Annotated in this window: 23 protein-coding genes and 1 tRNA gene; 13 read left to right on the top strand and 11 right to left on the bottom strand. The window is 69.8% G+C overall.

Going from position 1 to position 23,278, the window contains the following annotated elements:
- The first annotated feature begins 168 nt into the window (after window positions 1-168).
- The 3 genes from AA0Y20_RS09810 to AA0Y20_RS09800 are packed head-to-tail and all read left to right on the top strand — an operon-like array spanning window position 169 to window position 2,107.
- A complete protein-coding gene (locus AA0Y20_RS09810; RefSeq protein ID WP_412939736.1) occupies window positions 169-861 on the top strand; it encodes an NTP transferase domain-containing protein in 693 nt (230 codons plus the stop codon).
- Between the two features lie 38 nt (window positions 862-899).
- Window positions 900-1,874, top strand: coding sequence for a hypothetical protein (locus AA0Y20_RS09805; RefSeq protein WP_412939049.1), 975 nt, complete (start codon window positions 900-902; stop codon window positions 1,872-1,874).
- Window positions 1,871-2,107: an SCO4848 family membrane protein gene (locus AA0Y20_RS09800; RefSeq protein WP_412939048.1), complete on the top strand. Its 237-nt coding sequence runs from the start codon at window positions 1,871-1,873 to the stop codon at window positions 2,105-2,107. Before AA0Y20_RS09805 ends, AA0Y20_RS09800 begins: the two co-directional genes overlap by 4 nt.
- A gap of 20 nt (window positions 2,108-2,127) precedes the next feature.
- Here AA0Y20_RS09800 and AA0Y20_RS09795 read toward each other — a convergent pair whose 3' ends face one another.
- Window positions 2,128-3,396 (bottom strand): CDP-glycerol glycerophosphotransferase family protein, encoded by a 1,269-nt coding sequence (locus AA0Y20_RS09795; protein ID WP_412939047.1) that lies wholly within the window; start codon window positions 3,394-3,396, stop codon window positions 2,128-2,130.
- 56 nt (window positions 3,397-3,452) lie between these two features.
- Between AA0Y20_RS09795 and AA0Y20_RS09790 the strand changes: the two genes are divergently transcribed.
- On the top strand, window positions 3,453-4,544 hold the full coding sequence (locus AA0Y20_RS09790; protein ID WP_412939046.1) for a glycosyltransferase family 2 protein: 1,092 nt from the start codon (window positions 3,453-3,455) through the stop codon (window positions 4,542-4,544).
- Between the two features lies 1 nt (window position 4,545).
- Here AA0Y20_RS09790 and AA0Y20_RS09785 read toward each other — a convergent pair whose 3' ends face one another.
- From AA0Y20_RS09785 to AA0Y20_RS09775, 3 genes are read right to left on the bottom strand one after another with little or no spacing between them, the layout of a single operon-like run.
- A complete protein-coding gene (locus AA0Y20_RS09785) occupies window positions 4,546-5,994 on the bottom strand; it encodes a CDP-glycerol glycerophosphotransferase family protein (protein ID WP_412939735.1) in 1,449 nt (482 codons plus the stop codon).
- Entirely contained in the window at window positions 5,994-7,241 is a 1,248-nt protein-coding gene (locus tag AA0Y20_RS09780) for a CDP-glycerol glycerophosphotransferase family protein (protein ID WP_412939045.1), read from the bottom strand. The genes AA0Y20_RS09785 and AA0Y20_RS09780 overlap by 1 nt, the downstream gene beginning before the upstream one ends.
- A 43-nt stretch (window positions 7,242-7,284) precedes the next feature.
- A complete protein-coding gene (locus AA0Y20_RS09775; RefSeq protein ID WP_412939044.1) occupies window positions 7,285-8,772 on the bottom strand; it encodes a S1C family serine protease in 1,488 nt (495 codons plus the stop codon).
- Window positions 8,773-8,872: 100 nt separating this feature from the next.
- Here AA0Y20_RS09775 and AA0Y20_RS09770 point away from each other — a divergent pair, with 100 nt between their 5' ends.
- Entirely contained in the window at window positions 8,873-10,072 is a 1,200-nt protein-coding gene (locus tag AA0Y20_RS09770) for an aminotransferase class I/II-fold pyridoxal phosphate-dependent enzyme (RefSeq protein WP_412939043.1), read from the top strand.
- Here AA0Y20_RS09770 and AA0Y20_RS09765 read toward each other — a convergent pair.
- Both AA0Y20_RS09765 and AA0Y20_RS09760 read right to left on the bottom strand, forming a co-directional pair.
- Window positions 10,046-10,864: a carbon-nitrogen hydrolase family protein gene (locus AA0Y20_RS09765; protein WP_412939042.1), complete on the bottom strand. Its 819-nt coding sequence runs from the start codon at window positions 10,862-10,864 to the stop codon at window positions 10,046-10,048. The two genes, AA0Y20_RS09770 and AA0Y20_RS09765, sit on opposite strands and share 27 nt — an antisense overlap.
- Window positions 10,861-11,376 (bottom strand): DUF6328 family protein, encoded by a 516-nt coding sequence (locus AA0Y20_RS09760; RefSeq protein WP_412939041.1) that lies wholly within the window; start codon window positions 11,374-11,376, stop codon window positions 10,861-10,863. Before AA0Y20_RS09760 ends, AA0Y20_RS09765 begins: the two co-directional genes overlap by 4 nt.
- 135 nt (window positions 11,377-11,511) lie before the next feature.
- Here AA0Y20_RS09760 and AA0Y20_RS09755 point away from each other — a divergent pair.
- Window positions 11,512-11,585 (top strand) — tRNA-Met (locus AA0Y20_RS09755).
- A gap of 126 nt (window positions 11,586-11,711) precedes the next feature.
- Window positions 11,712-11,873, top strand: a complete 162-nt coding sequence (locus tag AA0Y20_RS09750) for a hypothetical protein (protein WP_412939040.1) — start codon at window positions 11,712-11,714, stop codon at window positions 11,871-11,873.
- 83 nt (window positions 11,874-11,956) lie between these two features.
- Here the strand turns inward: AA0Y20_RS09750 and AA0Y20_RS09745 are convergent, their stop codons facing one another.
- Window positions 11,957-12,424, bottom strand: a complete 468-nt coding sequence (locus tag AA0Y20_RS09745) for a MarR family winged helix-turn-helix transcriptional regulator (RefSeq protein WP_412939039.1) — start codon at window positions 12,422-12,424, stop codon at window positions 11,957-11,959.
- A 94-nt stretch (window positions 12,425-12,518) separates the two neighbouring features.
- Here AA0Y20_RS09745 and AA0Y20_RS09740 point away from each other — a divergent pair, with 94 nt between their 5' ends.
- From AA0Y20_RS09740 to AA0Y20_RS09715, 6 genes are read left to right on the top strand one after another with little or no spacing between them, the layout of a single operon-like run.
- The gene (locus AA0Y20_RS09740) at window positions 12,519-13,574 is read left to right on the top strand and encodes a polyprenyl synthetase family protein (protein WP_412939038.1); all 1,056 of its coding nucleotides are present in this window, start codon (window positions 12,519-12,521) and stop codon (window positions 13,572-13,574) included.
- Window positions 13,571-14,446: a phytoene/squalene synthase family protein gene (locus AA0Y20_RS09735; RefSeq protein ID WP_412939037.1), complete on the top strand. Its 876-nt coding sequence runs from the start codon at window positions 13,571-13,573 to the stop codon at window positions 14,444-14,446. Before AA0Y20_RS09740 ends, AA0Y20_RS09735 begins: the two co-directional genes overlap by 4 nt.
- Window positions 14,443-16,047, top strand: coding sequence for a phytoene desaturase family protein (gene crtI / locus AA0Y20_RS09730; protein ID WP_412939036.1), 1,605 nt, complete (start codon window positions 14,443-14,445; stop codon window positions 16,045-16,047). The genes AA0Y20_RS09735 and crtI overlap by 4 nt, the downstream gene beginning before the upstream one ends.
- Window positions 16,048-16,050: 3 nt before the next feature.
- Window positions 16,051-16,398: a lycopene cyclase domain-containing protein gene (locus tag AA0Y20_RS09725; RefSeq protein ID WP_412939035.1), complete on the top strand. Its 348-nt coding sequence runs from the start codon at window positions 16,051-16,053 to the stop codon at window positions 16,396-16,398.
- A complete protein-coding gene (locus AA0Y20_RS09720) occupies window positions 16,395-16,697 on the top strand; it encodes a lycopene cyclase domain-containing protein (protein WP_412939034.1) in 303 nt (100 codons plus the stop codon). Before AA0Y20_RS09725 ends, AA0Y20_RS09720 begins: the two co-directional genes overlap by 4 nt.
- On the top strand, window positions 16,694-17,569 hold the full coding sequence (locus AA0Y20_RS09715; protein ID WP_412939033.1) for a prenyltransferase: 876 nt from the start codon (window positions 16,694-16,696) through the stop codon (window positions 17,567-17,569). The genes AA0Y20_RS09720 and AA0Y20_RS09715 overlap by 4 nt, the downstream gene beginning before the upstream one ends.
- A gap of 30 nt (window positions 17,570-17,599) precedes the next feature.
- Here the strand turns inward: AA0Y20_RS09715 and AA0Y20_RS09710 are convergent, their stop codons facing one another.
- From AA0Y20_RS09710 to efp, 4 genes are all read right to left on the bottom strand, one after another.
- Entirely contained in the window at window positions 17,600-19,168 is a 1,569-nt protein-coding gene (locus AA0Y20_RS09710; protein ID WP_412939032.1) for a Rieske 2Fe-2S domain-containing protein, read from the bottom strand.
- A 102-nt stretch (window positions 19,169-19,270) separates the two neighbouring features.
- A complete protein-coding gene (locus AA0Y20_RS09705; RefSeq protein ID WP_412939031.1) occupies window positions 19,271-22,204 on the bottom strand; it encodes a DEAD/DEAH box helicase in 2,934 nt (977 codons plus the stop codon).
- 46 nt (window positions 22,205-22,250) lie between these two features.
- Window positions 22,251-22,661 (bottom strand): transcription antitermination factor NusB, encoded by a 411-nt coding sequence (gene nusB, locus AA0Y20_RS09700; protein WP_412939030.1) that lies wholly within the window; start codon window positions 22,659-22,661, stop codon window positions 22,251-22,253.
- Between the two features lie 16 nt (window positions 22,662-22,677).
- Window positions 22,678-23,238 carry an elongation factor P gene (efp, locus tag AA0Y20_RS09695; RefSeq protein ID WP_412939029.1) on the bottom strand — a complete coding sequence of 187 codons (561 nt, stop codon included), beginning with the start codon at window positions 23,236-23,238 and terminating at the stop codon, window positions 22,678-22,680.
- Window positions 23,239-23,278: the final 40 nt, after the last annotated feature.

The raw sequence follows: 23,278 nt of genomic DNA, 5'->3' as shown, positions 1-23,278 counted from the left end.
ACCGTCATGGGGGAACACCGAGAATCCGGCTACCAGCAAGGTCACGAAAGCGCAACGGCTCCGGGGTGTTCGAGCGACCTCCCAGAACCGGTCGCTACCATGAAAAATGCTGTCCCGGGGTGTCACCCCGGTGAATACTGATCTAACTCGTAACTTCAGGAGATGCTCGTGGGCCTTCAGATCGTGATCCTCGCTGCCGGGATGGGCTCCCGCCTGGGCCGCTCGCTCCCCAAGCCGCTCACCGAGCTGAACGACGGCCGCAGCATCATGCAGCAGCAGCACGACAACATCCGCGCCGCATTCGGCGACGACGCGCGCATCACCACGGTCGTCGGCTACCGCGCCGAGACGATCGTGGATGCGTTCCCGGATGTCGACTACGTCTACAACGCCCGCTATGACGAGACGAACACCTCGCAGAGCCTGTTGCGCGCCCTCAAGGCCTCGGGTCGCGGCGGTGTCCTGTGGATGAACGGCGACGTCGTCTTCGACCCGCGCGTGCTCGGTCGCGCCGTCGCCCTCATCGAGCGCGACCAGTCGTTCGTCACGGTCAACACCGCCAAGGTGAGCGATGAAGAGGTGAAGTACACCGTCGGTGGCGACGGGTTCATCGAAGAGCTCTCGAAGACGGTCCGGGGCGGAATCGGCGAAGCGGTCGGCATCAACTACATCTCCGCCGGCGACAAGAAGGCGCTCATCGCTCAGCTCGGCCGGGTCGACGACCAGGACTACTTCGAGCGCGGCCTCGAGCTCGCCGTGGCCGAGAACGGCCTGCGGCTCGAACCGATGGACATCTCCGACCTGTATGCCGTCGAAGTCGACTTCGCCGAAGACCTCGAGCGCGCGAACCTGTACGTCTGATCGCGCCGTCGCGCCCGCGGCGCGAGAGGATGGGTGTCATGGCCCGTAAGGTGCACCGCATCGACTCCCTCCCCGACGACGCTCCCCGGCGTGACGCGGGCGACGCTTCCGATGGGCAGCATCCGCTGACCGTCCGCACGCTCGACCGCCTCTTCGCCGTTCAGCGCCCTGTGGTGCTGGCCCACTTGCGCGGCATCCGTCACCGGCATCCCGAGGCGACGACCGCGCAGGTCGTGCAGATGCTCGAACGCCGCTACCTCACGGCCGTCACCACGGGTGGCGCGGCCGTCGGCGCGACTGCCGTCATTCCCGGCATCGGAACCGCGACGACCCTCGCGCTCAGCGGCGTGGAGACGGCGGGATTCCTCGAGGCCACGGCCCTCTTCGCGCAGTCCCTCGCCGAGCTCCACGGCATCCCCGTCGACAATCCGGACCGCGCGCGGGCACTGGTTCTCGCGCTCATGCTCGGCCGCGAGGGTGCCGACCTCGTCGGCCAGTTCGCGAAGCAGGCGAGCGGGTCGGGGTCCCCCCGCAGCTCGTACTGGGGCGAGCTCGTGACCTCGTCGCTCCCCCGCACCGCGGTCGGGCCGGTCCTGGATCGGCTGAAGCATGCGTTCCTGCGGCGCTTCGCCGCCGCCGGTGGGGCGTCGGTCGTCGGCAAGGCGCTCCCGTTCGGCATCGGCGCGGCCATCGGGGGTACCGGCAACCACATTCTCGGTCGCCGGGTGATCGGCGGCGCACGCCGAGCTTTCGGAGTGGTGCCCGGGCACTTCCCCGCCGCCCTCGAATCGTCCGACAAGAATCAACCGATCGGACGAGGTGCGGGTCTGATGGCGCGGCGGATCAGCGGTGTCTTCGCCGAAGGCGGGCGCCAGATCGGCTCCTTCGCATCCCGCCCGTTCCGGCGTGGCGGAGAGCACGGTCCCCGCGCAGAGACGTCCGACACCGATAGCGAGGGCTCCAACCTCGACCTCGACCTCGACCCCGACCTCGGCAAGCGGAGAGAGCCATGACCGCATTCCTGATGACGATCCTGATCGTCGGCGCCCTCTTCAACGTCGTCACGTGGCCGACGTTCCTGCGACGTGTCGCGCGCGATCCCCGCTCGACGGATGCCGATGGCCGGCGCACCCGGTTCTTCACCGTGCACCTGGTCCTCGTCGTGATCGCCCTGGTGCTCGCGGCGCTCTTCATCCTGGGTGCCGTCCTGATCGGCACCGCCCCGATCGGCACCATCGCGCTCTGACCCTCGGCAGGCGCCGCGATTCAGGCGTCGTCGAACTCCGCCTCGTCCCGCTCGTCAGCGACGGTCACCGTGCGGGCGTCCCATTCCGACCAGCGCTGCATGAGCAGCTCGATCGCAGCGTGGAACCGCGCTGTCGCGGCACCGGGCGTGGTGTCGCCGAAGTAGTGACGCGACCACCGCTGCAGTTGCTCCGAGGCCTTCGGGTCGTCGGCAGCGCGGTCCGCGATCTCGACGATGGACGCCGTGGATGTCGCATCGAGCCATGCGGCATCCGAGAGGTACCCGCCCGTGTCGACGAGAGCGGCCGGATCGACGGGGCGTGTCACCAGCAGGGGCTTCGCAACGGCCAGCCGGTCGTAGATCATCGCGGAGATGTCGACGACGGCGAGATCGGCGGCCGCCAGCTGCCACCCCAGGTCGGGGCCGTCGTCGTAGACGTGGCGAGCGAGCGGGTCGGCGGCGTTGGCGGCTGCGATGGCGGCGACGATGCGCCGGTGCGCGTCGCCGTAGGCAGCATCGACGACACCGGATCGCGGGTGCGGGCGGTAGATCAGCCGGTGCCCGGGCGACGCGAGCACGGCAGCCGCGAGCGACTCCCCGTGCGAGGCGATCGAGCCGTAATGGGCAGCGGGCCGGTCACCCTCCCACGTCGGCGCATACAGGATGACACGGCGTCCGTCCTCGGGATACGGGAGTTCGCCCGAGAAGTGGTCGGCCTGCGGCCGGCCGATCGCTATCGTGCGCGCGTCGAGGTCGTAGTCCCAGAGGACCCGGCCGAGCCGCTCCCGAGCGGCGTCGCCGGCGATCAGCGCGTAGTCGTACGCCTTGAACTGGTTGGTGGTCATGTACATCTTGTCGGACTCGCCGTGGTTGATGAAGACATGCCACCGGTGGCCGTATCGGAACATCTGGAAGTTCCGGGTGTTCTGGTTGACGTAGAGCACAACGCGGATGTCCTGCGCGGCGACGACCGACTCGAGGGCTCGGACCGTCGGCGCGAACACGACCGGCAGCGCGCCGTCGGCGAGAAGCGCCTGGGCACCGGTGGCGCTGCGGCTGATGACGACCACGGGCCATGTCTCGGCGAGGAGCTGCAGAGGCTTGTACCACTGGCGCATCTGGTACATGTTCACGTCGCCGTCAGCGAAGTAGACGGCGATGCGGAAGTGCCCGGTCGGCGGCTTCGGCGCGCTGGCCAGCGAGCGACGCACGTCGACATAGGCCGCCCGATTCGACACGGCCCGCCGTACGAGGGCGACGGCTTTGCGTACGTCCGCGATCATTCCCACCCCTCCAGGGTACCGAGCGTGCGGGGCAGCGCCGGGACGCGTGACATGATCGACGGATGCATGACGACGCGCATGGATGGCGTCCCGCGCCCGTACCGGCCCCCGATGCGGGCGTGTCGTTCGTCATTCCCGTCCTCAACGAGCGCGCCTACCTCGAACACGCCGTGCGCAGCGTTCTCGCGCAGGACCTCGACGCGCCGATCGAGGTCATCCTCGCGCTCGGCCCGTCGTCCGACGGAACCGACGACGTCGCCCGCCGACTCGCGGATGAGGACGATCGGATCCGCCTCGTGCGAAATCCCGCCGCCCACATCCCCGTGGGCCTCAACATCGCGATCCGTGCTGCCCGCTATCCGACGATCGTGCGCGTCGATGCGCACTCGGAGCTCGAGCCCGGATACACCCGCGCGGCACTGCGCACACTCGCACGGGTCGAAGCCGCGAACGTCGGCGGGGTCATGCGGGCCGAGGGCCGGAGCCCCTTCCAGCGAGCCGTGGCCCGCGCGTACAACTCGCGGATCGGCCTCGGCGGCGGGGCGTACCACGGCGCGGCCGACGAGGGGCCTGCCGAATCCGCGTACCTCGGCGTGATGCGTCGCAGCGTGCTCGAGGAGGTCGGCTTGTTCGATGAGGGCATCCGGCGCGGCGAGGACTGGGAGCTCAACCTCCGCATCCGACGCGCGGGCTACCGCGTGTGGTTCGACCCCGACCTGACCGTCACCTACTGGCCGCGTGAGAGCTGGACCCGCCTCGTGCGGCAGTTCCGGGCGACGGGGTCGTGGCGCGGAGAGCTCGTCCGACGCTTCGGGCGACGGAACGGCCTCCGCTTCTTCGCACCGCCGGCGCTCGTCATCGCCGCCGCGGCATCACTCGTCGTGGGTGCGGTGCAGTTGTCGGGAGCGCTGCCCAGCCGTGCCGGCATCCTGTTGTCGGTCTTCCATCTGCCCCTGGCGGCCTACGCGGCGCTCGTCGCCGTCGTCGCAGCCGGCCGGGCCGGGGGGCGCGGTCTGCGGGATCGGCTGTGGACGCTCGCCGTCCTGCCGTCCATGCACCTCTCGTGGGGGGTCGGCTTCCTCCAGGGCGCCTCGCGCGGCGCACGCGGCACCGTCGACACGTCGCGCCTCGCGCGCAACACGCCGCTTCCCTGAATCAGTCTCGCGAGACCAACCCCTGGTCCAGGATGCGGGCGACGACGCGCTCCGCGGCGTGGCCGTCGTCTCGCGCGTTGAAGCGAGCACGCCACTCTGCGTATCGCTCGGAGTAGTCGGCATCGTCCGCCGTGATCGCGTGGACCAGCTCGTCCTGCGTGCGGACGATGGGCCCGGGCGCCGACTCGGCGAGGTCGAAGTAGAAGCCGCGCAGCTCGCCGCGATAGTGCTCGAGATCGGGCGCGAAGAAGTACAGGGGACGGCCGGTGACGGTGTAGTCGAACATCACCGAGGAGTAGTCGGTGATGAGCGCATCCGACGCGAGCTGCAGCGCGGCGAGATCGGGGTGCGACGTCACGTCGATCACACGCGCACCGCGCTCGTCGGCCCCGGGCGCGAGAGTGCGAGAGTGTCCGCGCACGAGCACGACCGCCCCCGTCGCCTCGGCGAGGGCGGGCAGGTCGAGGAAATCGACGATCGTCTCACGGTCGTCCCGCCACGTCGGCGCGTAGAGCAGGACGCGCTCGTCGGGCCCGACGCCGAGCGCCGCGCGTGCGGCATCCCGATCGCCGGTGTGGAGCTCGTCCGTCCGCGGATACCCTTCGACCCACACCGGCTTCCGCCGGAACGCGTACGCGGCACGGAGCACGCGCGCGCTGTAGGGGTTCTGAGCCAGCAGGATGTCCCAGCGCCGGCTCTCGCGGAACACCGCCAGAGCTCGACGAGGATCGAAGCCCGGACGGTGGAGGGCGAGTCGCTTCAGAGGCGTGCCGTGCCATGTCTGCAGCACGACCTGGCCCGGTTTCCGCACGAATCGGCGGCGCAGCCAGTCGTTGACCACGAGCAGCCGGGCAGCGGCTCGGGCCTGCCACCACTCGGGGCTGCCGTCGACCACCGCGATCGCGCCCTCCGGGACGGCGACGGAGAGGTCGGCGACACTCCAGTAGCGCGTGACGGCGGGGGCCACGCGGGCGAGTTCCCGGTCTATGGCGCGCGGGTTGTCGCTCGCGCTCCGGCCGTAGAAGCTCTCGAAGAAGACGGCGTTCTCGAGGGGGCCTCGGTACGCCACGTAGCGCTGCTCGAGAGCGCGGCGTCCTTCCTCGGAATCGAGTGCGGGGTCGACGGGAGGGGCGATCGCGAGCCGAGCGCCGTCCCAGCTCGCGCGGAGACTCGGGGCGTGCATCGAGACGGCCGCATCGGCAGCCCTCTCGTCTCGGCGCGCCGCCGCACCATCGACGACGAGGGCGTACGAGCCGGCGGGCAGCGGGAGGACTGCACCTCCCCAGCGCGAGGTATGGAGCGGGATGCGCGCCATCCAGCCGTCACCGCCGACGGAGACCTCGCCGCGCACTCCGGCGCGCGGGCCGACGACCTCGACCGCCGCGGGAGCCTCGCCCACGTCGCTCACGGTCATCGTCAGCAGGTCGCCGCCGTGGAACTCGACTCTCATCACGTGCGCTCCCCCGCGGCTTCCGGCACGGCGGCAACGATCGCGTCGTGCACCCGGCGCGCGTTCCGCCCGTCTCGCCATGCGTGTACCCTGCCGCTCAGCTCCGCCGCTCGGGACCGACGACGTTCCGCCGACGACTCGTTCCCGAGAACGTCACCGAGCTGCGCGCACAGCGCGGGCCACGACCGGGCGAGGTCGCCGCCTGCGACGTCGCCGTAGGTGCCGTAGAAGCCGCGCGTACGGGCGTAGCTCTCCACGTCCGGGGCGAGGTAGAGCGTCGGCACCGGCACGAGACCGGCGTCGTAAGCGAGGGAGGAGTAGTCGGTCACGAGCACGTCCAGAGCCGCGAGCAGCGGGGTGACGTCGGGCACCAGGTCGCTTCCGAGCGCGCGCACGCGCGGCGTCGGCGCGGGTGGCGTGTAGTCACCGCCGCCCAGCGGATGCGAGCGGACGAGCAGGACGGCGTCGTGAGCCTCGAGGACCCCCAGGATGCTCAGCCAGTCGGCCGGACTCGGCGTCGCCGGATCGGGCTCGCCGTCACGCCAGGTCGGCGCGTAGAGCACGATGCGAGACCCGTCGAGACCCGGGAGGGCGGCGTCGAGCCGTTGTCGCGCCTCGATCCGGGCCCGGCGGGGGTCGGTCGGCGAGAGGACGTCCACGCGCGGCTCGCCGAGCACCGGGACACGTGCGTCGTCGAGCCCGAACGCGCTCTCCAACCGGCCCCGTGCGAGATGGGACGCCGCCGGGAGCAGATCGATCTGCGACTGCGCCCGCCGGTAGGCCAGCGCGAGGAGTCGCCGGATGCCGGGCACGGCTCGGAGCCGCCCGGGGTCGGTCGTCACCGGGGAGTCCAGTCCGATGCGCTTGAGCGGGATGCCGTGCCAGAGCTGTACCAGGAATGCACCGCCGACGCCGTATCGATTGACATCGCCGAGACCGTGGGTGACCACCACGACTCCCGCGCGGGCGGTGCGCCAGAAGCCGGCGAGCGAATCGCGTCGAACGGTCGGGATCCCGCGTCGTTGCGCGTCCTCCGCCTGTCGTTGAGAAGAGACCAGCCACACGGCACGACGCCGGGGAGCCGCCTGCCAGAGAGCGAGCGCGCCATCCGCGACGCCCACGGCGCACCCGAAGACCCACGCCGAACGATCGCGTGGGATGACGAGGGTGGCAAGTCGTCCCGCGAGGTACGCCGGGATGCGCAGGACCTTGCGTACATTGCCCGCGCCGAACGAGAAGGACGCCACCCCGCGAGCTTATCGCGGGGTGGCGTCCGAGCCGGTACGACGGTTACTGCTGCAACTCGCCGAGGGTGACGGTCGCCGTCTGCTCGCGGCCGTCGCGGATGTAGGTGAGTTCGGCCTCGCTGCCGGCCGCCAGCGCACGGACCTGGGCGGTGAGATCGACCTGGTCGGTGATGGCGACGCCGTTGAACTCCGTGACGATGTCGCCGTTGCGCAGTCCAGCGGATGCCGCGGCCCCGCCCGAGCTCACCTCGTTGATGAGCGCGCCGGCACGGGTCGCCCCCGGAGCGGACGCCGCGTCGCCGACGGTTGCGCCGAGAAGGCCGTGCGTGGCCGAACCGTTGTCGATGATCTCGTTCGCGACGCGCTCCGCGACCGTCGAGGGAATCGCGAACCCGACGCCGATCGAGCCGGCCTCGGTCGACGTGCCGCCCGCGCTCGCGATGGCGACGTTGATGCCGATCAGGCGGCCCTTTCCGTCGACGAGAGCGCCACCGGAGTTTCCGGGGTTGATGGCGGCGTCGGTCTGGATGACCGAGATCGCGATCGACGACTTGGGCTGCGACGGCGTCTCCTGCCCCTGCCCGAAGTCGAACTCGAACGGGGTCCGGCCGCCCGGGGTCTCCTCCTGCTGGCTCCCGCCCTCGGACTCGGGCGCGGCGGACGACGCGATCTGGATCGAGCGGTTCAGCGCACTCACGATGCCCGTCGTCACCGTGTTCGACAGGCCGAGCGGCGCGCCGACGGCGACCGTCTGGTCTCCGACGTTGAGCTTGCTCGAGTCGGCGAACTCGATGGGGGTCAGCCCCGACGCATCGGTCAGCTTGATGACCGCGAGATCGTACGTCGGGTCGGTCCCCACGATCGTGGCGGCGTACACGCGGCCGTCCGAGGTGGTGACCGACAGCTTCGGGTCGCCGGTGGCACCGTCGAGGGTCACGACGTGCGTGTTGGTGAGGACGTAGCCGTCGTCGCTCAGGATGACACCCGAACCGGTGCCTCCCGAGGTGCCCGCCGAGGCCGAGATCGTGACGACGCTGGGCAGCACCTTCGTGGCGATGGCTGTCGTCGCGTTGACGGAGTCGGGGTTGTTGACGGTGATCGACGACGGGCCCGAGCTCTGCGACGCGGGTGCCGCGACGAAGGACGAGCCCACCGCCGCCGCTCCCCCGACGCCGGCTGCGCCGCCCACGAGGGCAGCGGCCACGAGGATGGCTGCGATCTTCCCGCCGCCGACCCTGCTGCGGTCGTGTGACTCCGGGGCGGCCGTCGTCGCGAAGGGCTGACCGAAGGCGGAGGCGCCGTGGTGCGACACGGGCTGGCCGTAGGGCTGGGTCGGCTGAGTGTGGAAAGCCGCTCCGGCGTCGGCCGACGTGCCGGGCAGCGGCGGTCGGGGCGGAATGGTCGCGTCTGCGGGCGGCGTCGCTGCCGCATCAGGTGCCGGCACCGGCGAGGTACGGGCGTGGTCGGCAGGCTGCTCGGCGTCGCGTCGCGCGTCGGGAGTGCGGTCGTCGGGGAAGTTCTGGTCGCTCATCGAGGTTGCTCCTTTGTCCAAGCAAGAACAGGTTGCCGCGCGATGCTGTGGTTTGCCTATGCCGACGATGGGACACGCCTATGCGTGTAGCGTGAACCGGATGCACGAGGTTCCCGGCGCCTGGCGCCGCGCCGCACGCGGCGCCGGCCTGCTCACCGATGAAGGTTCGCCCGTTCCCACCATCTTCGCCGAGATGTCGGCGCTCGCCGCCCGGACCGGTGCGATCAACCTGGGTCAGGGATTCCCCGACGAGGACGGACCGGTCGAGGTGCTCGAAGCCGCCCGCGCAGCGATCGCCGGCGGGAAGAACCAGTACCCGCCGGGGCGCGGCGAGCCCGAGCTCCTCGCCGCGATCGCCGACCACCAGTCGCGCTGGTACGGCATCGCGCTCGATCCCGGCACGCAGGTGTTGGTCACCGCCGGCGCGACCGAAGCGCTCGCGGCAACCGTGCTGGCGCTCGTCGACGGTCCCGACGACGAGATCGTCGTCTTCGAGCCCTACTACGACGCGTATGCGGCGCTCGTCGCATTGACCGGCGCCCGCCTGGTGGGGGTTCCCCTCCGTTGGCCTGACTTCCAGCCCGACCTCGATGAGCTCGCCGCTGCCGTCACCGACCGGACACGCATCATCCTGGTCAACGATCCCCACAATCCGACCGGAACGGTGTTCTCACGAGAGACGATCGACGAGATCGTCCGCCTGGCGCACCGACACGACGCGATCATCGTCACCGACGAGGTCTACGAGCATCTGACGTTCGACGATCCGCACGTGCCGATCGCGACCATGCCCGGCGCCGCCGAGCGCACGCTGTCGATCTCGTCCGCGGGCAAGACGTTCTCGGTGACCGGCTGGAAGGTCGGGTGGGTCACCGGCCCCGTCGAGCTCGTGAACGCCGTGCTCGCGGTCAAGCAGTGGCTGACGTACGTCAACGCCGGCCCGTTCCAGCCCGCCGTCGCCGCCGGACTCCGGCTTCCCGACGACGTCTTCGCGCGGATCGCGGATCGTCTTCGCGCGGGTCGCGACCTCCTGGGGTCCGGTCTGCGAGAAGCCGGGTTCGCGGTCTCGACCCCGGCGGGTTCGTACTTCACCGTCGCGGATGCCGCTCCGCTCGGGGCGACCGACGCCGATGCCTTCTGCCGCGAGCTGCCCGGTCGCGCGGGCGTCGTGGCGATCCCGCTCACGGCCTTCGCGTCGCGCGAGCACCGGTCCGAGTACGCCACTCTGGTTCGCTTCGCGGCCTGCAAGCGACCCGATGTGCTGGCGGAGGCGTCAGCTCGACTCGCTCGGGCCTTCTGAGCGGGGCACGACGTCGAACCGGCGCAGCCGTAGCGCCGGGTTCACGCGCCGCACGCGCTCGACCGCGTGGACATCGACGTGGGCGACGGCGACGTCGCTGGCCGTTCCCACCGCCGCGATCTCCACTCCCTGGGGGTCGAAGACCCCGGAGTTGCCGACCCCGAGGGGCGGCGGGTGATCCGCGGCAGCGACGAAGAGGGTGTTCTCGATGGCTCGAGCCCGCAGCAGGGTGTTCCACTGCAGCTCTTTGAGCGGGCCGCGCACCCACTGAGCCGGAACGAGCAGAACGTGCGCACCGGTGTCCGCGAGCACGCGCGCGATCTCGGGGAACCGCAGGTCGTAACAGGTCATGAGGGCGAGGCGCACGCCGTCGATCTCGAAGGTCTCCGGTGGCTCGACGGCTCCCGGCTCGACCCAGTCGGACTCACGCTGCCCGAAGGCGTCGTAGAGGTGCAGCTTGCGGTACGTCGCGACGAGCCCCTCAGGCCCCACCGCCACGACCGTGTTGCGCACGCGTTCGTCGTCCGAGGCCCGTTCCAGCAGGCCGGCGACGATGTGCACACCGTGACGGCGTGCCAGGGCATGCAGGCCCTGGACGAACGAGCCATCCAGATCCTGTGCGTTCTCTCGCAGCGTGTCGTCGAACGGGTCGACGAAGTAGCTGGAGTACTCGGGGAAGAGAACGACGTCCGCGCCGCGCGAGCGCGCGCGTTCGACGAACCCGGCGATGGCGCGGAGGTTGTCGTCGACGTCGGCGGCGGGCGCGAACTGGGCGACGGCGATGGCTGTCAACGGTCCTCCGGATTGCGGTGGCGGTAGATGAGCGGTGAGATCACCCAGAGTGCGGCGATCAGGAGGGCGAGGACGCCCCCCACGATCCAGGATGCCGCAGTACTGACCACGACGTCGAAGACGAAGACCACGACGCCCACCAGCAGGACCGACACCGTCACCAGCGCGAACAGCACCGCCATGTGGCCGAAGGCGACGACAGCAGGCTTCGCGCGCCGCCGGAAGAGCCCGCGGTGAAGCGCTACCGGCGCGAGCGCGACGATGGCGCTCAGCGCCGCCAGCACGATGAGGGTCAGGTAGAAGACCCGCTGCGGCCCGCTCAGGTCGCGGAACGCGGGCTGGAAGGCGAGGGCCAGGAGGAACCCGGTCAGGATCTGGGTGCCGGTCTGCAGCACACGGAGCTCCTGGAGGAGTTCGTTCCAGTTCCGATCGGCCCGCTCGTCAGCGGACTCCGCCCGACCGTCATCCGCGACGTCGTCGCCACGGCCGGTGACCGGAGTCGCGGAGCTCATGCCGCCATCCTCCTCGCGCCGGGTCGACGACGGCAAGACGCAGATCGCCGCAGCGCCACGACACGCCCGGGCATGCGTCGAGAAGCACCCCGATTGGACGCCTCTCAGGGCCCGTGCTAGTGTTAACTCTTGTGCCGCGGGGTGGAGCAGCTCGGTAGCTCGCTGGGCTCATAACCCAGAGGTCGCAGGTTCAAATCCTGTCCCCGCAACAGAAACACGAAGGGCCCCGTCGAAAGACGGGGCCCTTCGTCATATGTGCTCGCAACAATTCGCCCTTGACCGACAACGCCCGAGTCGATTGACTGCCCGGACGGAAACACGATCGAGGAGAGCACATGAGAACACTTGTCAGACTGGCCGCGACCGCGTCCATCGCCACGGCACTCGTCCTGGGAGGAGCGACGGCAGCCACGGCCTCCGCGTGCAACTACTGCGGCACCATCCCGGGGTGGAGCGACTCCGGCGGCGGCGCCGGCGTCCCCTACTTCCGCTTCTGACCTCCGTGTCCGACCCTCCGACGGAGGCACGGACACCGAACCGGGACGGCATCCGCGTCATGCGGTCCGTCCCGGTTCGTGCGTCAGTCGCCCGTCATCGCGCCACTCATGCCGTCGAGGAATCGCGTCACCGTCGCGAGATCCTCCGGGCTGAACGGCGACATCGCCTCGCGCATGCGCGCCAGCCGATCGGCGAAGTGGCGGCCGAAATCCCGGCGCGACGACTCCGTCAGGGTGATGACGAGCGCCCGTCGGTCCTTCGGATGCGGCGCACGCTCGATGAACCCCTCTTTAGCCAGACGGTCGAGCATCTTGGTCGTCGATGCGCTCGAGATGCCCAGATGGCGGGCTAGGTCATGCGGCTTCACGAGCTCGCCCCGCTGCTCGCGGATGCTGAGCATGCGCAGGGCCGACAGGTCGGTGGCGTTCATGTCCATGTCGGATCGGAGCCCCGTGTGCATCCGATCCATCGCGTCGCTGAACGCTCGCACGGCGACCAGGGCCGAGCGCTCTACACGACTTCTCGCCACGTCGGCATTCGGGTCAGCCATGTGGACACCACCTCTCGAGCCTGGTTATCATCGGCTCAAACGCTAGTTAAGCTAGCAAAAACGCCGCGCGAATGGCATCCCTAGGACGGTGAACGTGATCTCTCTGCCCGACGACAGCAGGGCCGCTGTCGATCGCGCGCTCGAGGGCGTCCTCGCCAGACTCACGGAACGCGCCGTTCCGCGAGGGTCATCGGCGCTCGCCCTCGTCCGCGCCGCGGCAGCCGCGACGTCCGGTGGCAAGCGGTTCCGCCCCGCCCTCGTGGTCGCCGCCTTCGAGGCATTCGGCGGCGAACGCCGGAGCGCCCCGGGCCTGTGGGATGTCGCCGCTGCGTTCGAACTGCTCCACAGCGCCTTCGTGATCCACGACGACCTGATCGATCGCGATGTCGAGCGACGCGGGGTCCCTAACGTCGGCGGCACCTTCCGATCGCACGCACGCTCCCTCGGAGTGAGCGCCGACGACGCCGAGCGGGTAGGCGACGCCGCCGCCGTTCTCGCCGGTGACATCCTGCTCTACGAGGCGGCGAGGCTCGTCGCCACAGCCGACGTCACGCCCGATCAGCGGGTCCCGCTGTTCGACCTGCTCGACGACGCCGTGCTCGTCTCGGCGATCGGCGAACTCGCGGATGTCGAGCAGGCAGTCGTGCCGACCGAGCCGGACACCGCGCAGCTGCTGAGTACGGCTCACGACAAGACCGCGGTCTACTCGTTCTGCGCTCCCCTCGCGGCCGGCGCCGTTCTCGCGAACGCCGACGAGGGCGACCGGGCCGTCCTGATGTCGGTCGGCGCCGATCTGGGCCTCGCTTTCCAGCTGGTCGACGACCTCATCGGCACCTTCGGCGACGAGGCGCAGGCGGGGCGCGGCACCGGCGCCGACCTCCGCGAAGCCAAGCGCACGGCGCTCATCTCGTTCGCTCGCGAATCGGCCTCATGGCCGCAGGTCTCGTCCGCACTCGCGATGGCCCCGACCGGCCCCATCGCGGTTCAGGCGGCGCAACGCGAGCTCGACGCCAGCGGGGCCCGCGAGCAGCTCGTGACCCTGGTCGGCCAGACGCTCGCCTCGGTGCGACGCCGAGCCACCGAACTCCCCCCGGCCGCTCACGGCCTCATCGAAAAGCTCGCCGGCGGCATCGAAGGACGGATCCCGTGACCACCGACCACTCCGCTATCGCGCTCTACGACCGGACGGCCCGCGACGCGGCCGCCGTGGTGATCTCGGCCTACTCGACCTCCTTCGGACTCGCGGCCCGCCTGCTGGGGCCGCGGGTACGTCCGCACGTCCGGAACATCTACGCCCTGGTACGGATCGCCGACGAGATCGTCGACGGATCGGCCGAACAGGCCGGGATGCCGGTGTCGGCTCAGCGACGCGTCCTCGACGCGCTCGAGGACGAGACGCTCATCGCCGTCGAGGAGGGCTTCAGCGCCAACCTCATCGTGCACGCCTTCGCTTCGACAGCGCGCGAGTGCGGCATCGGCGCGGATCTCGTACGGCCGTTCTTCGCGTCGATGCGCACGGATCTCGAGGTCACGTCTCACGACGCGGGCTCGCACGACTCCTACGTCTACGGCTCGGCGGAGGTCGTCGGACTGATGTGCCTCCAGACCTTCGTCAACGCCGGCGGATCGCACCCGCGACCGGCGGACCCCGACCTCGTCGACGGCGCCCGCCGCCTCGGCGCCGCATTCCAGGATGTGAACTTCTTGCGCGATCTCCCCCACGACGTCGGGTCCCTCGGACGCGACTACCTCGGTGTCGACGGCGCCGCGGGCACATCCTCACGCGATGAGGTGCTCGACCGCATCGACGCCGACCTCGACGCGGCGGGTGCCATCATCCCGCGCCTGCCCGCGGACTGCCGCCGGGCGGTCACTGCGGCCCACGACCTCTTCACGGCGCTCTCACGCCGCTTGCGACGAGCCGGCGACACCGACGAACGGATCCGGGTTCCCAACACCGTGAAGCTGGGACTGGCCGCCCGCGCAACAGTGGGCGCCGCTCCCCTGCGAGCCGGCGCATGAACCGCGATCGACGTCGAGACGTCACCCCGGGGTCGCGCGCCGTCGTGATCGGCGGGGGCATCGCCGGGCTGTCGACGGCTTCCCTGCTCGCCCACGAGGGCTACGCCGTGACCGTCATCGAGGCACGCGACGAGACCGGGGGCCGCGCGGGGTCATGGGAGCGCGACGGCTTCCGATTCGACACGGGGCCCAGCTGGTACCTCATGCCCGAGGTGTTCGACCACTTCTTCGCCCTCCTCGGCACGACCGCCGCGGCCGAGCTCGACCTCGTTCCCCTCGTTCCGGCTTATCGCGTGTATGCCGAGCCCGAGGGCGACGGAGCCGGCGAGTACATCGACGTCATCTCGGGGCGCGCCGAGGCCGCCGCGCTCTTCGAGAGCCGCGAGGCGGGCGCCGGCGCCCGCCTCGACGAGTACCTCGACTCGGCCGCCGACGCGTACGACCTGGCGGTATCGAAGTTCCTGTACGACACCTACGCGACGTCGGAGGGGCTCCGCGACCCCGACATCCTCAGGCGCGTTCCGACCCTCGCACCGTTGCTCACCCGCTCGCTCAACCGGTACGTCGAGAGCCGCTTCCGCGACCCGATGCTCCGCCAGGTGCTCGGCTATCCCGCCGTCTTCCTCGGTTCGTCGCCCTACGACGTGCCGAGTCTCTACCACCTGATGAGCCACCTCGATCTCGACGATGCGGTCCTCTACCCACGCGGCGGATTCACCGAGATCATCGCGGCCATCGAGCGGCTGGCCCGGGAGCGGGGCGTCGAGGTCCGCACCGGCACGGCCGTCTCGCAGATCCTGACCGCCGACGACGGCACGGCGACCGGCGTGCGCCTCGCCGACACTACGGAGATCCCGGCCGACCTCGTCGTCTCGACCGCCGACCTCCACCACACCGAGACGGTCCTGCTGCCTCCCGAGCGGCAGACGTACCCCGAGCGCTGGTGGCGCAAGCGCACGCCGAGCTTCGGTGCGCTGCTGATCCTCCTCGGCGTCGATGGCGAGCTGCCGGAGCTCTCGCACCACACGCTGCTCTTCACGCGAGACTGGCGTGAGAACTTCGAGGCGATCTCGGGGCGCGACACGCACATTCCGGATCCCGCCTCGCTGTACGTGTGCCGGCCCAGCGCCACGGACGGCACCGTCGCACCGGACGGGTCGGAGAATCTCTTCGTCCTCGTGCCGATCCCCGCCGACCCGGAGCTCGGGCGCGGAGGCGTCGACGGCGGAGGCGATGCGGCGATCGAAGCCGCAGCAGACCGTGCCATCGACCAGATCGCCCGATGGACCGGAGTCACCGACCTCGCGTCGCGCGTGAAGGTCCGTCGTACGATCGCTCCCGGCGACTTCGCCCGCGATCTCGGGGCCTGGCGGGGGAACTCCCTCGGTCTGGCTCACACGCTGGGTCAGAGCGCGCTGTTCCGGCCCGGGAACGCCTCGAAGAAGGTCCCCGGCCTCTACTACGCCGGCGCCTCGGTCCTCCCCGGTATCGGTTTGCCGATGTGCCTCATCTCGGCCGAGCTGGTGGTCAAGCGGCTGCGCGGCGACACCACCGCCGGTCCGCTCCCTGAGCCCGCCGCGCCCGCCACCCCCGCCGGGTGAGCGGTGCCGGGCTCGTACCTGATCGCCCTGCTCGTGTCGCTCTGCGGCGTCGGGCTGCTCGACCGGCGATTCCGCCTGGCGTTCTGGCGCGATCGACGACGGACCGTGGTCGCCTCGCTCGTCGGCACCGCGTTCTTCCTCCTGTGGGATGCGGTGGGCATCGCCACGGGCGTCTTCGTCAAGGGCGGCAGCTCATCGCTGCTGGGTATCGACCTCGCGCCGCACCTCCCGCTCGAGGAGCCGATATTCCTGTTGTTCCTCAGCTATCTGGCTCTCGTCGTCTACGGCGGCGCGAGACGATGGCGTGAGAGACGACATCCGGAAGGTCGGCGGACGGATGCGGCGCCGTGACCTACCCCCTCATCGTCATCCCGTTCGTCGTCGCGACCATCGTGGTGACCGCCGTCTCGGCGCGGCGCCCCCGCTTCGCGTCGCGCATGGCGTGGTCGGCGCTCGCGGCCGCCGTGCTGATCCTGCTGACGGCCGTCTTCGATAACGTGATGATCGCCGCCGGCCTGTTCACCTACCCGGAGGAGCACCTCAGCGGCATCCGGATCGGCCTCGCACCGCTCGAGGACTTCGCGTACCCGCTGTGCGCAGCCTTCCTGGTGCCGGCCGTCGCGACCCTTCTGGAGAAACCGAACCGATGACAGCCACCGCGCTCGCACGTCAACTGCTCATCGCCTCGCGTCCGGTGAGCTGGATCAACACGGCCTACCCGTTCGCCGCGGCGTACCTGCTCACGACCCGCCAGATCGACGTGACGCTCATCATCGGCACGCTGTTCTTCCTCGTGCCCTACAACCTCGCGATGTACGGCATCAACGATGTCTTCGACTACGAGTCAGACCTGCGGAATCCCCGGAAGGGTGGCGCGCACGGTGCGATCCTCGACCGGAGCGTCCACCGCGCGACCCTGTGGGCGGCAGGCCTGTCGTGCCTGCCCTTCGTCGCTTACCTCGTCGCCGTAGGCTCGCCGGCCTCGTGGCTCGTCCTCGCGGCGAGCCTCTTCTTCGTCGTCTTCTACAGCGCTCCCCCGTTGCGCCTGAAAGAGCGTCCCTTCGCGGACTCGATCACGAGCAGCATCCACTTCTTCTCCCCGGCCGTGTACGGGCTCGTTCTCTCGGGAGCGACCTGGACGTGGCAGCTGTCGATCATCCTGCTGGCCTTCGCCGCATGGGGCATCGCCTCGCACGCCTTCGGTGCCGTCCAGGACGTCGGCGCCGACCGCGACGCCGGCATCGCCTCCATCGCGACGGTTCGCGGCGCACGCTGGACCGTGAGGTTCGCCCTGGCGTGCTACGCGCTGGCCGGCATGCTCATGCTCGCCACCGAATGGCCGGGGCCGCTCGCGGCTGTCGTGGCCGTGCCGTACCTCATCACCCTGTGGCCGTTCCGGGACATCACCGATGAGACGTGCGAACGAGCCACCGCCGGCTGGGACCGCTTCCTCTGGCTCAACCAGCTCGGCGGCTTCATCGTGACGCTGCTCCTCATCTGGTGGTGGCTGATCACGTCGTGACCGGCCACGCAGGCGCTCGCGTCGGTACGATCAGGCCGCCGGGTTGGTGGCGTTCGCCGTCTCGATGATCCGGCTCGCGCGAATCGGGTGGCCCTGGGTGGTCAGGCAGCGTCCGGTGGCGAGATCCCACTTCCAGTCGTGCAGCGAGCAGGTGAGCACACCGTCCTCGATCTTCCCGGTCTTGGTCAGATCGGCACGGAGGTGCGGACAGCGCCGCTGGACCGTCCAGTCGCCGAGCTCGGCGTCCTCGGTCTGGTCCGACTGCTCGGCGTACCAGTTCTCGACGTACTCGATGCGATCGCGCGAGAGGCACTTGAGGAACGTCGTGAGGAACTCGTTGAACTTCCCGCTGCGACCGACCTCGAACTGCATCGACAGGAAGATCGAGTTCGACCAGTCGATCTCGTGGTCGCGGATGTTCGTCGACACCAGGTCTGCGGGGATCGTGTACCAGTAGATGCACTCCTCGCCCGCGTACTCGCGGACCTTCGCCTTGGGGAAGTCCACGACCATGTCGAGCTCGCCGATGCGGAAGCGGACCATGCCGCCGACGCCGTTGCGGATCGTGCGCGCGCGTCGCAGAAGCGGCTCCCACCACTGCTTGATCGCGGCGAGCATCTCGTCCGGAGGCAGAATCGGCGCCCGCAGCTCGATCTCGGCGCGGACCTCGTCCTGGCGGCTGTCGCGCTGCTCGGCGAGATAAGCCCACTTGTCCGAGAAGATGCGCTCGATCTCGGCATCCGTGTAGAGCGTCTGAGTCACCTCGAGGCTGCCGCCGTCGAGGTCGACCTGGGTTCCGGGGACGAACAGGTACCCCTTCTGGTCGGGACGCTCTTCGGCCATGTGGGCCAGGAACTGGGCCTGATCGGTGAAGATCGAGTCGTTCTGCTCGCCCCATCCGTTGTAGCGGAACAGCTCCTCGCGCAGGAACATGGGCGGCCCGGCCATCGGGAACACGTGCGGCGCGTCGACCTTATCGATGTAGTACATCGCACGCTTGTTCTGCGCGTCGCGCTTGAGCTGCGCGAAGTTCTGCTTCGCGTCCTGCGGCAGGTCGTAGACCATCGGCCACCAGATGGCGCCGGAGACCTGAGTGAAGTAGGCGTCGGGCTTGCCGAACGACATCAGCTTGTCGAGGTCGAGCGGGTGCGAGTCGTTCTGGTTCAGCACTGACGCCGTGCCGTCGTCGACGGAGAGCGACGAGTCGCCGATCGGTCCGTCGCTCGGCGCACGAAGCGGAGTCACCATGAGTTTCAGGTCGCCGAACTCGAGCGGCACGCCGGCCTGCGTGTAGATGATGTTGTCGTATCCCAGCTCACGCAGATCGCGTTCGAGATCGTCGGTCGGGTAGTCGGGCAGCAGCACGCGGATGTCGGTCGGGACGTGGGCGCGCAGCAGGGCCGGATCGAAGTGATCGCGGTGCCGATGCGAGATGTACAGGAAGTCGGCAGCGCCGAAGCGTTCCCAGTCGAGCCCGCGGTTGTCGGGGAACGGGAACCACGAGCCGAAGAAGCTCGGTCCGACGACCGGATCGCAGAGGATGCTGCCCCCTGCCGTTTCGATGAACATTCCGGCGTGTCCCAGGCCTGTGATGCGCATGACGATGACCTCCTGTTGCGACTGGTCGAGTCTACGTGAGCGCCTGATCCCGGCCGGCCGCAGAGCACCGTGTCATTCCTCCCGGGCGGGCGAGCCATCGGATCAGGCGAGCAGCTGCCGGATGTCGTCGGCGGTCAGGGCGTTCGAGAAGGCCCCATCCGCGTCGAGCACGGCACTGATGAGGCGCGCCTTGCGGCGCTGCAGCTCGACCACCTTCTCCTCGATCGTGCCGGCGGCGATGAGTCGGTACACGGTCACCGGGCGGTCCTGCCCGATGCGATGGGTCCGGTCGATGGCCTGCTGCTCGGCCGCCGGGTTCCACCATGGATCGAGAAGGAAGACGTAGTCGGCTTCGGTCAACGTCAACCCGACGCCACCCGCCTTCAGGCTGATGAGGAACACGGGGTCGTCGCCGCGACGGAAGGCTTCGACGACATCGGCGCGTCGCGTGGTGGAGCCGTCGAGGCGGACGACCCCCATGCCGTGCGCGCGCAGGTCGGTCTCCACGATGTCGAGGAACGAGGTGAACTGGCTGAACACGAGTGCGCGATGCCCCTCCGCGACGACCTCGTCGAGGCGTCCGCGCAACGCGTCGAGCTTGCTGGAGACGAGGCCCGGCCCGCCAGCATCCACGAGTGCCGGCGCGAGGGCGAGCATCCGAAGGAGCGTCAACGAGCGGAAGACGATGAAGCGTTGACTGTCGAGATCGTCGAGCAGCCCCAGCACCTTGCGCCGCTCCCGCTGGAGGACACGCTCGTAGACGGCACGGTGCCCGCTCGACAGCTCGACACGAACGTCCTGTTCCTGTCGCGGTGGGAGGTCCGCCGCGACGACGTCCTTCGTGCGCCGGAGCAGGAACGGCTGCACCCTCCGCCGCAATCGCGCGAGCCGGCGCTCTCGGGCGGGCCCGCCCTCGGCGTTCTCGTCGACACGCCCGTGCTCGATCGGCTTCACGTACTCCTCGCGGAAGCGTCGGGCGGAGGGGAACAGGCCCGGACTCGTCAGCGACAGGATCGACCAGAGATCGGTCAGGCTGTTCTCGAGCGGCGTGCCCGTGGCAGCGAAGACGACGTCGGCGCGTAGACCGAGCGCCGCCCGGTGCACGCGCGTGCGGGGGTTCTTGACGTACTGCGCCTCGTCGAGCACGACGGTCGACCACTCGCGCTCCGCATACGACGGCGCGTCGAGACGGAGGAGCGCGTACGAAGTCACCACGACATCCGCTTCGAACCGGTCCGGGCGCTGCGCCGTTCCCTCGATGACGGCGATGCGGAGTCCGGGCGCGTGACGCGCGGCCTCGTCACGCCACGCCGACACCACCGAGGTGGGTGCGATCACGAGCGCCGGGCGAGCCTCGCCACGCTCGTGCTCGCGTTGGAGCAGAGCCAGCAGCTGAAGAGTCTTCCCGAGGCCCATATCGTCGGCGAGGATGCCGCCGAGACGAGCATCGCGCAGTGCCGCAAGCCAGGCGTACCCGTCGCGCTGATACGGACGCAGCGTCGTGACGATGCCCGCCGGCTGCTCGGGAGCGGAGCTGTCGCCGCCGGCAGACGTCGCCTGACGTAGATCATCGACAGCGGAACGCCAGCGGACCGCGGGCTCGGCCTCGTCGGCGAGATCCTCGAAGTCGGTCCAGAGCTGCAGCTGGTAACGGTTCACTCGCGCACCACCGGCCTCCCACTCCACGAGATCACGGGAATCCTCGATGAGCTCGCGGAGTCTGTCCAGCGCCGGGTGCGAGAGCGAGAAGTAGGCGCCGTCGGCGAGCAACATCTTCTTCCGCCGCTGGGCGAGCGCGGTGAACAGCGGGCGGAACGGCACGCGGCGTCCCTCGACCTCGACATGCACCCCGAGCTCGAACCAGTCGGCGTCGGTCGTCTCGACCGTTCGCACCCGGATACGCGGATCGCCCGAGAGCTCGCGGTACGACCGAGTCACGCCCGACATCTCGACCCGCACCCCGTCGAGGGCCTGCAACGCGGGCAGGAGCTCGTTGGTGAACTCGGCGGCATCGACCCCGCTGAAGGTTCCCGTCGGCGCGAACGGGCGGTCGACCGACCCCGCCCCTGCCCACGCCGCCTCGAGCGAGGAGCGAAGACCGGGGTCCGCCGACGAGGTTGCCTCGTCGCTCCCCCACGGCAGCCGTCCGATGCCCGGTACCTGCCACCCGATCGTGTAGGCCAGCTCGTCGCGCGGCCGCTGCTCGACGGTGACGACGACGGACGTGCGCTCGGGCGCAGGCAGACGCACCCCGGCCCCTGCGACGACCGTGGTCTCGCGGGCCAGTCTCGGGTACGCCTCCCGCAGGAAATCGACGCGCTCCGCCTCGGGCACGGGGACCGGAGCGCCCGCCATCAGAAGGGCGCGTACGCCGGACCCGACCTCGGCCGGTGCGAAGACGACCCGGAGCGAATCGCCCACCTGGTCGACGCCGTAGACCCCGACGTGACCGATCGGACGCGCATGGGCCGCGGCATCCCCGCCGTCGAAGCGTACGACGGGAACGAGCCGCAGGCCGTCGGGGGCGCCCTCGACCCGCACCTCCACGGTCGCGGCGTCACCGAGGAAGACCTCTTGATCAGGTCGCGTCGAGACGATCGGGATGCCGAGCGCGGACGCAGTCCGCAGATGCGGCCAGAGCAGTTCGGAGTCGGCACCGTCGAGGGTCAGCCACTCGGAATCGCCGTAGCCACCGAGCAGCCGGGCATCGTGCGCGATGCCGTAGAGCGTCGAGAACCAGCGGGACCGGACCGGATCGACCCGCCACGCGCCGCGGCGGAGCGACTCCCACGTCTCGTCGCCCTGGACCCATCGCCCGCTCGCCGCGCTCCGAGTCAGCGGACGGGCTGCGAGACGGAGCTCGCCATCGGACGTCGCGACGCCGCGCGGCGTCGCCGGGATAACCCGACGCGGACCCCAATGAGCCGTGGCCGCGCTTTCTCGTTGTCGCAGCTGGACCCCGAGGGCCACCGGGTTCTCGCCCGCCGCCCCCGGCGCCAGGACCGTGCGCCACGACGGCGTCGTCTTCGCGCTCACGGGTTCAACCTCATTCGAGGATCCTCGCGGGTGCCTCCGACGTCGGTCAGCCCAGTCGGGCGACCCGCCCGAGCACGCCGTGGACGAAGGCGCTCGACCCGTCCGTCGAGAACTCCTTCGCGAGCTCGACCGCCTCGTCGATCGCGACGGCCGCCGGCACCGCGTCGTTGTAGACGATCTCCCAGACGCCGAGTCGCAGGATCGCGCGGTCCACTGCCGGCATCCGTGCGAGCGACCAGTCCTTCGCGAAGGTGGTGATCTGCTCGTCGATGTCGTCGCGGTTGTCGATGACCCCGTCGATGATCTCGCGCGCGTACAGCCACGATGCCTCGCGGGCGGGCTCGAGCGCAGCGCGCTTCGCCTCGGCGGCGAGCGTCACACCGAGGTCGTCGCCGCGGATGTCGGACTGGTAGAGGATGTCGAGGGCGCGCTTGCGCGCCTTGGAGCGAGCGCTCATCGGACGAGGACCGGCGTCAGTTCACGCGGCCGAGGTAGTCACCCGTGCGGGTGTCGACCTTGACCTTGGTGCCCTGCTCGACGAACAGCGGAACCTGGATCTCGTAACCGGTCTCGACGGTCGCGGACTTCGTGCCGGCCGACGAGCGGTCGCCCTGGAGGCCCGGCTCGGTGTACGTGATCTCGAGGACGACGGATGCCGGCAGTTCGATGTAGAGCGGGTTGCCGTTGTTGAGCGCGATCTGCACCTGCTGGTTCTCGAGCAGGTAGTTCTTCGCGTCGCCGACGGTGGCGGCGGCGACCGTGATCTGGTCGTAGTCGTCGACATCCATGAAGACGAAGTTGTCACCGTCGTTGTACAGGTAGGTGAAGTCGCGACGGTCGACGTTCTCGATCTCGATCTTCGCGCCCGCGTTGTAGGTGCGGTCGACGGTCTTGCCCGAGACGACGTTCTTCAGCTTGGTACGGACGAACGCTCCGCCCTTGCCGGGCTTGACGTGCTGGAACTCGATGACGTTCCAAAGCTGACCGTCGATGCTGAGGACGACGCCGTTCTTGATGTCTGCGGTCGATGCCATGAGTGTGGAGTTCCGTTCGTGTGGTCGGGCGGCCGACGGG

It is taken from the genome of Microbacterium pratiae (assembly GCF_047302165.1).
Classification (GTDB): Bacteria; Actinomycetota; Actinomycetes; order Actinomycetales; family Microbacteriaceae; genus Microbacterium.
The sequence above is the reverse complement of the archived record's forward strand: the minus strand, read 5'-3'. Positions and strand labels throughout refer to the sequence as shown.

Bases quoted from the DNA above. Each gene is read 5' to 3' on its own strand.
- AA0Y20_RS09800 (WP_412939048.1), top strand. From the start codon at position 1,871: ATGACCGCATTCCTGATGACGATCCTGATCGTCGGCGCCCTCTTCAAC.
- AA0Y20_RS09770 (WP_412939043.1), top strand. From the start codon at position 8,873: ATGCACGAGGTTCCCGGCGCCTGGCGCCGCGCCGCACGCGGCGCCGGC.
- efp (WP_412939029.1), bottom strand. From the start codon at position 23,238: ATGGCATCGACCGCAGACATCAAGAACGGCGTCGTCCTCAGCATCGAC.
- AA0Y20_RS09805 (WP_412939049.1), top strand. From the start codon at position 900: ATGGCCCGTAAGGTGCACCGCATCGACTCCCTCCCCGACGACGCTCCC.
- AA0Y20_RS09790 (WP_412939046.1), top strand. From the start codon at position 3,453: ATGCATGACGACGCGCATGGATGGCGTCCCGCGCCCGTACCGGCCCCC.
- AA0Y20_RS09715 (WP_412939033.1), top strand. From the start codon at position 16,694: ATGACAGCCACCGCGCTCGCACGTCAACTGCTCATCGCCTCGCGTCCG.
- AA0Y20_RS09745 (WP_412939039.1), bottom strand. From the start codon at position 12,424: ATGGCTGACCCGAATGCCGACGTGGCGAGAAGTCGTGTAGAGCGCTCG.
- AA0Y20_RS09775 (WP_412939044.1), bottom strand. From the start codon at position 8,772: ATGAGCGACCAGAACTTCCCCGACGACCGCACTCCCGACGCGCGACGC.
- AA0Y20_RS09750 (WP_412939040.1), top strand. From the start codon at position 11,712: ATGAGAACACTTGTCAGACTGGCCGCGACCGCGTCCATCGCCACGGCA.
- AA0Y20_RS09710 (WP_412939032.1), bottom strand. From the start codon at position 19,168: ATGCGCATCACAGGCCTGGGACACGCCGGAATGTTCATCGAAACGGCA.
- crtI (WP_412939036.1), top strand. From the start codon at position 14,443: ATGAACCGCGATCGACGTCGAGACGTCACCCCGGGGTCGCGCGCCGTC.
- AA0Y20_RS09760 (WP_412939041.1), bottom strand. From the start codon at position 11,376: ATGAGCTCCGCGACTCCGGTCACCGGCCGTGGCGACGACGTCGCGGAT.
- nusB (WP_412939030.1), bottom strand. From the start codon at position 22,661: ATGAGCGCTCGCTCCAAGGCGCGCAAGCGCGCCCTCGACATCCTCTAC.
- AA0Y20_RS09785 (WP_412939735.1), bottom strand. From the start codon at position 5,994: ATGAGAGTCGAGTTCCACGGCGGCGACCTGCTGACGATGACCGTGAGC.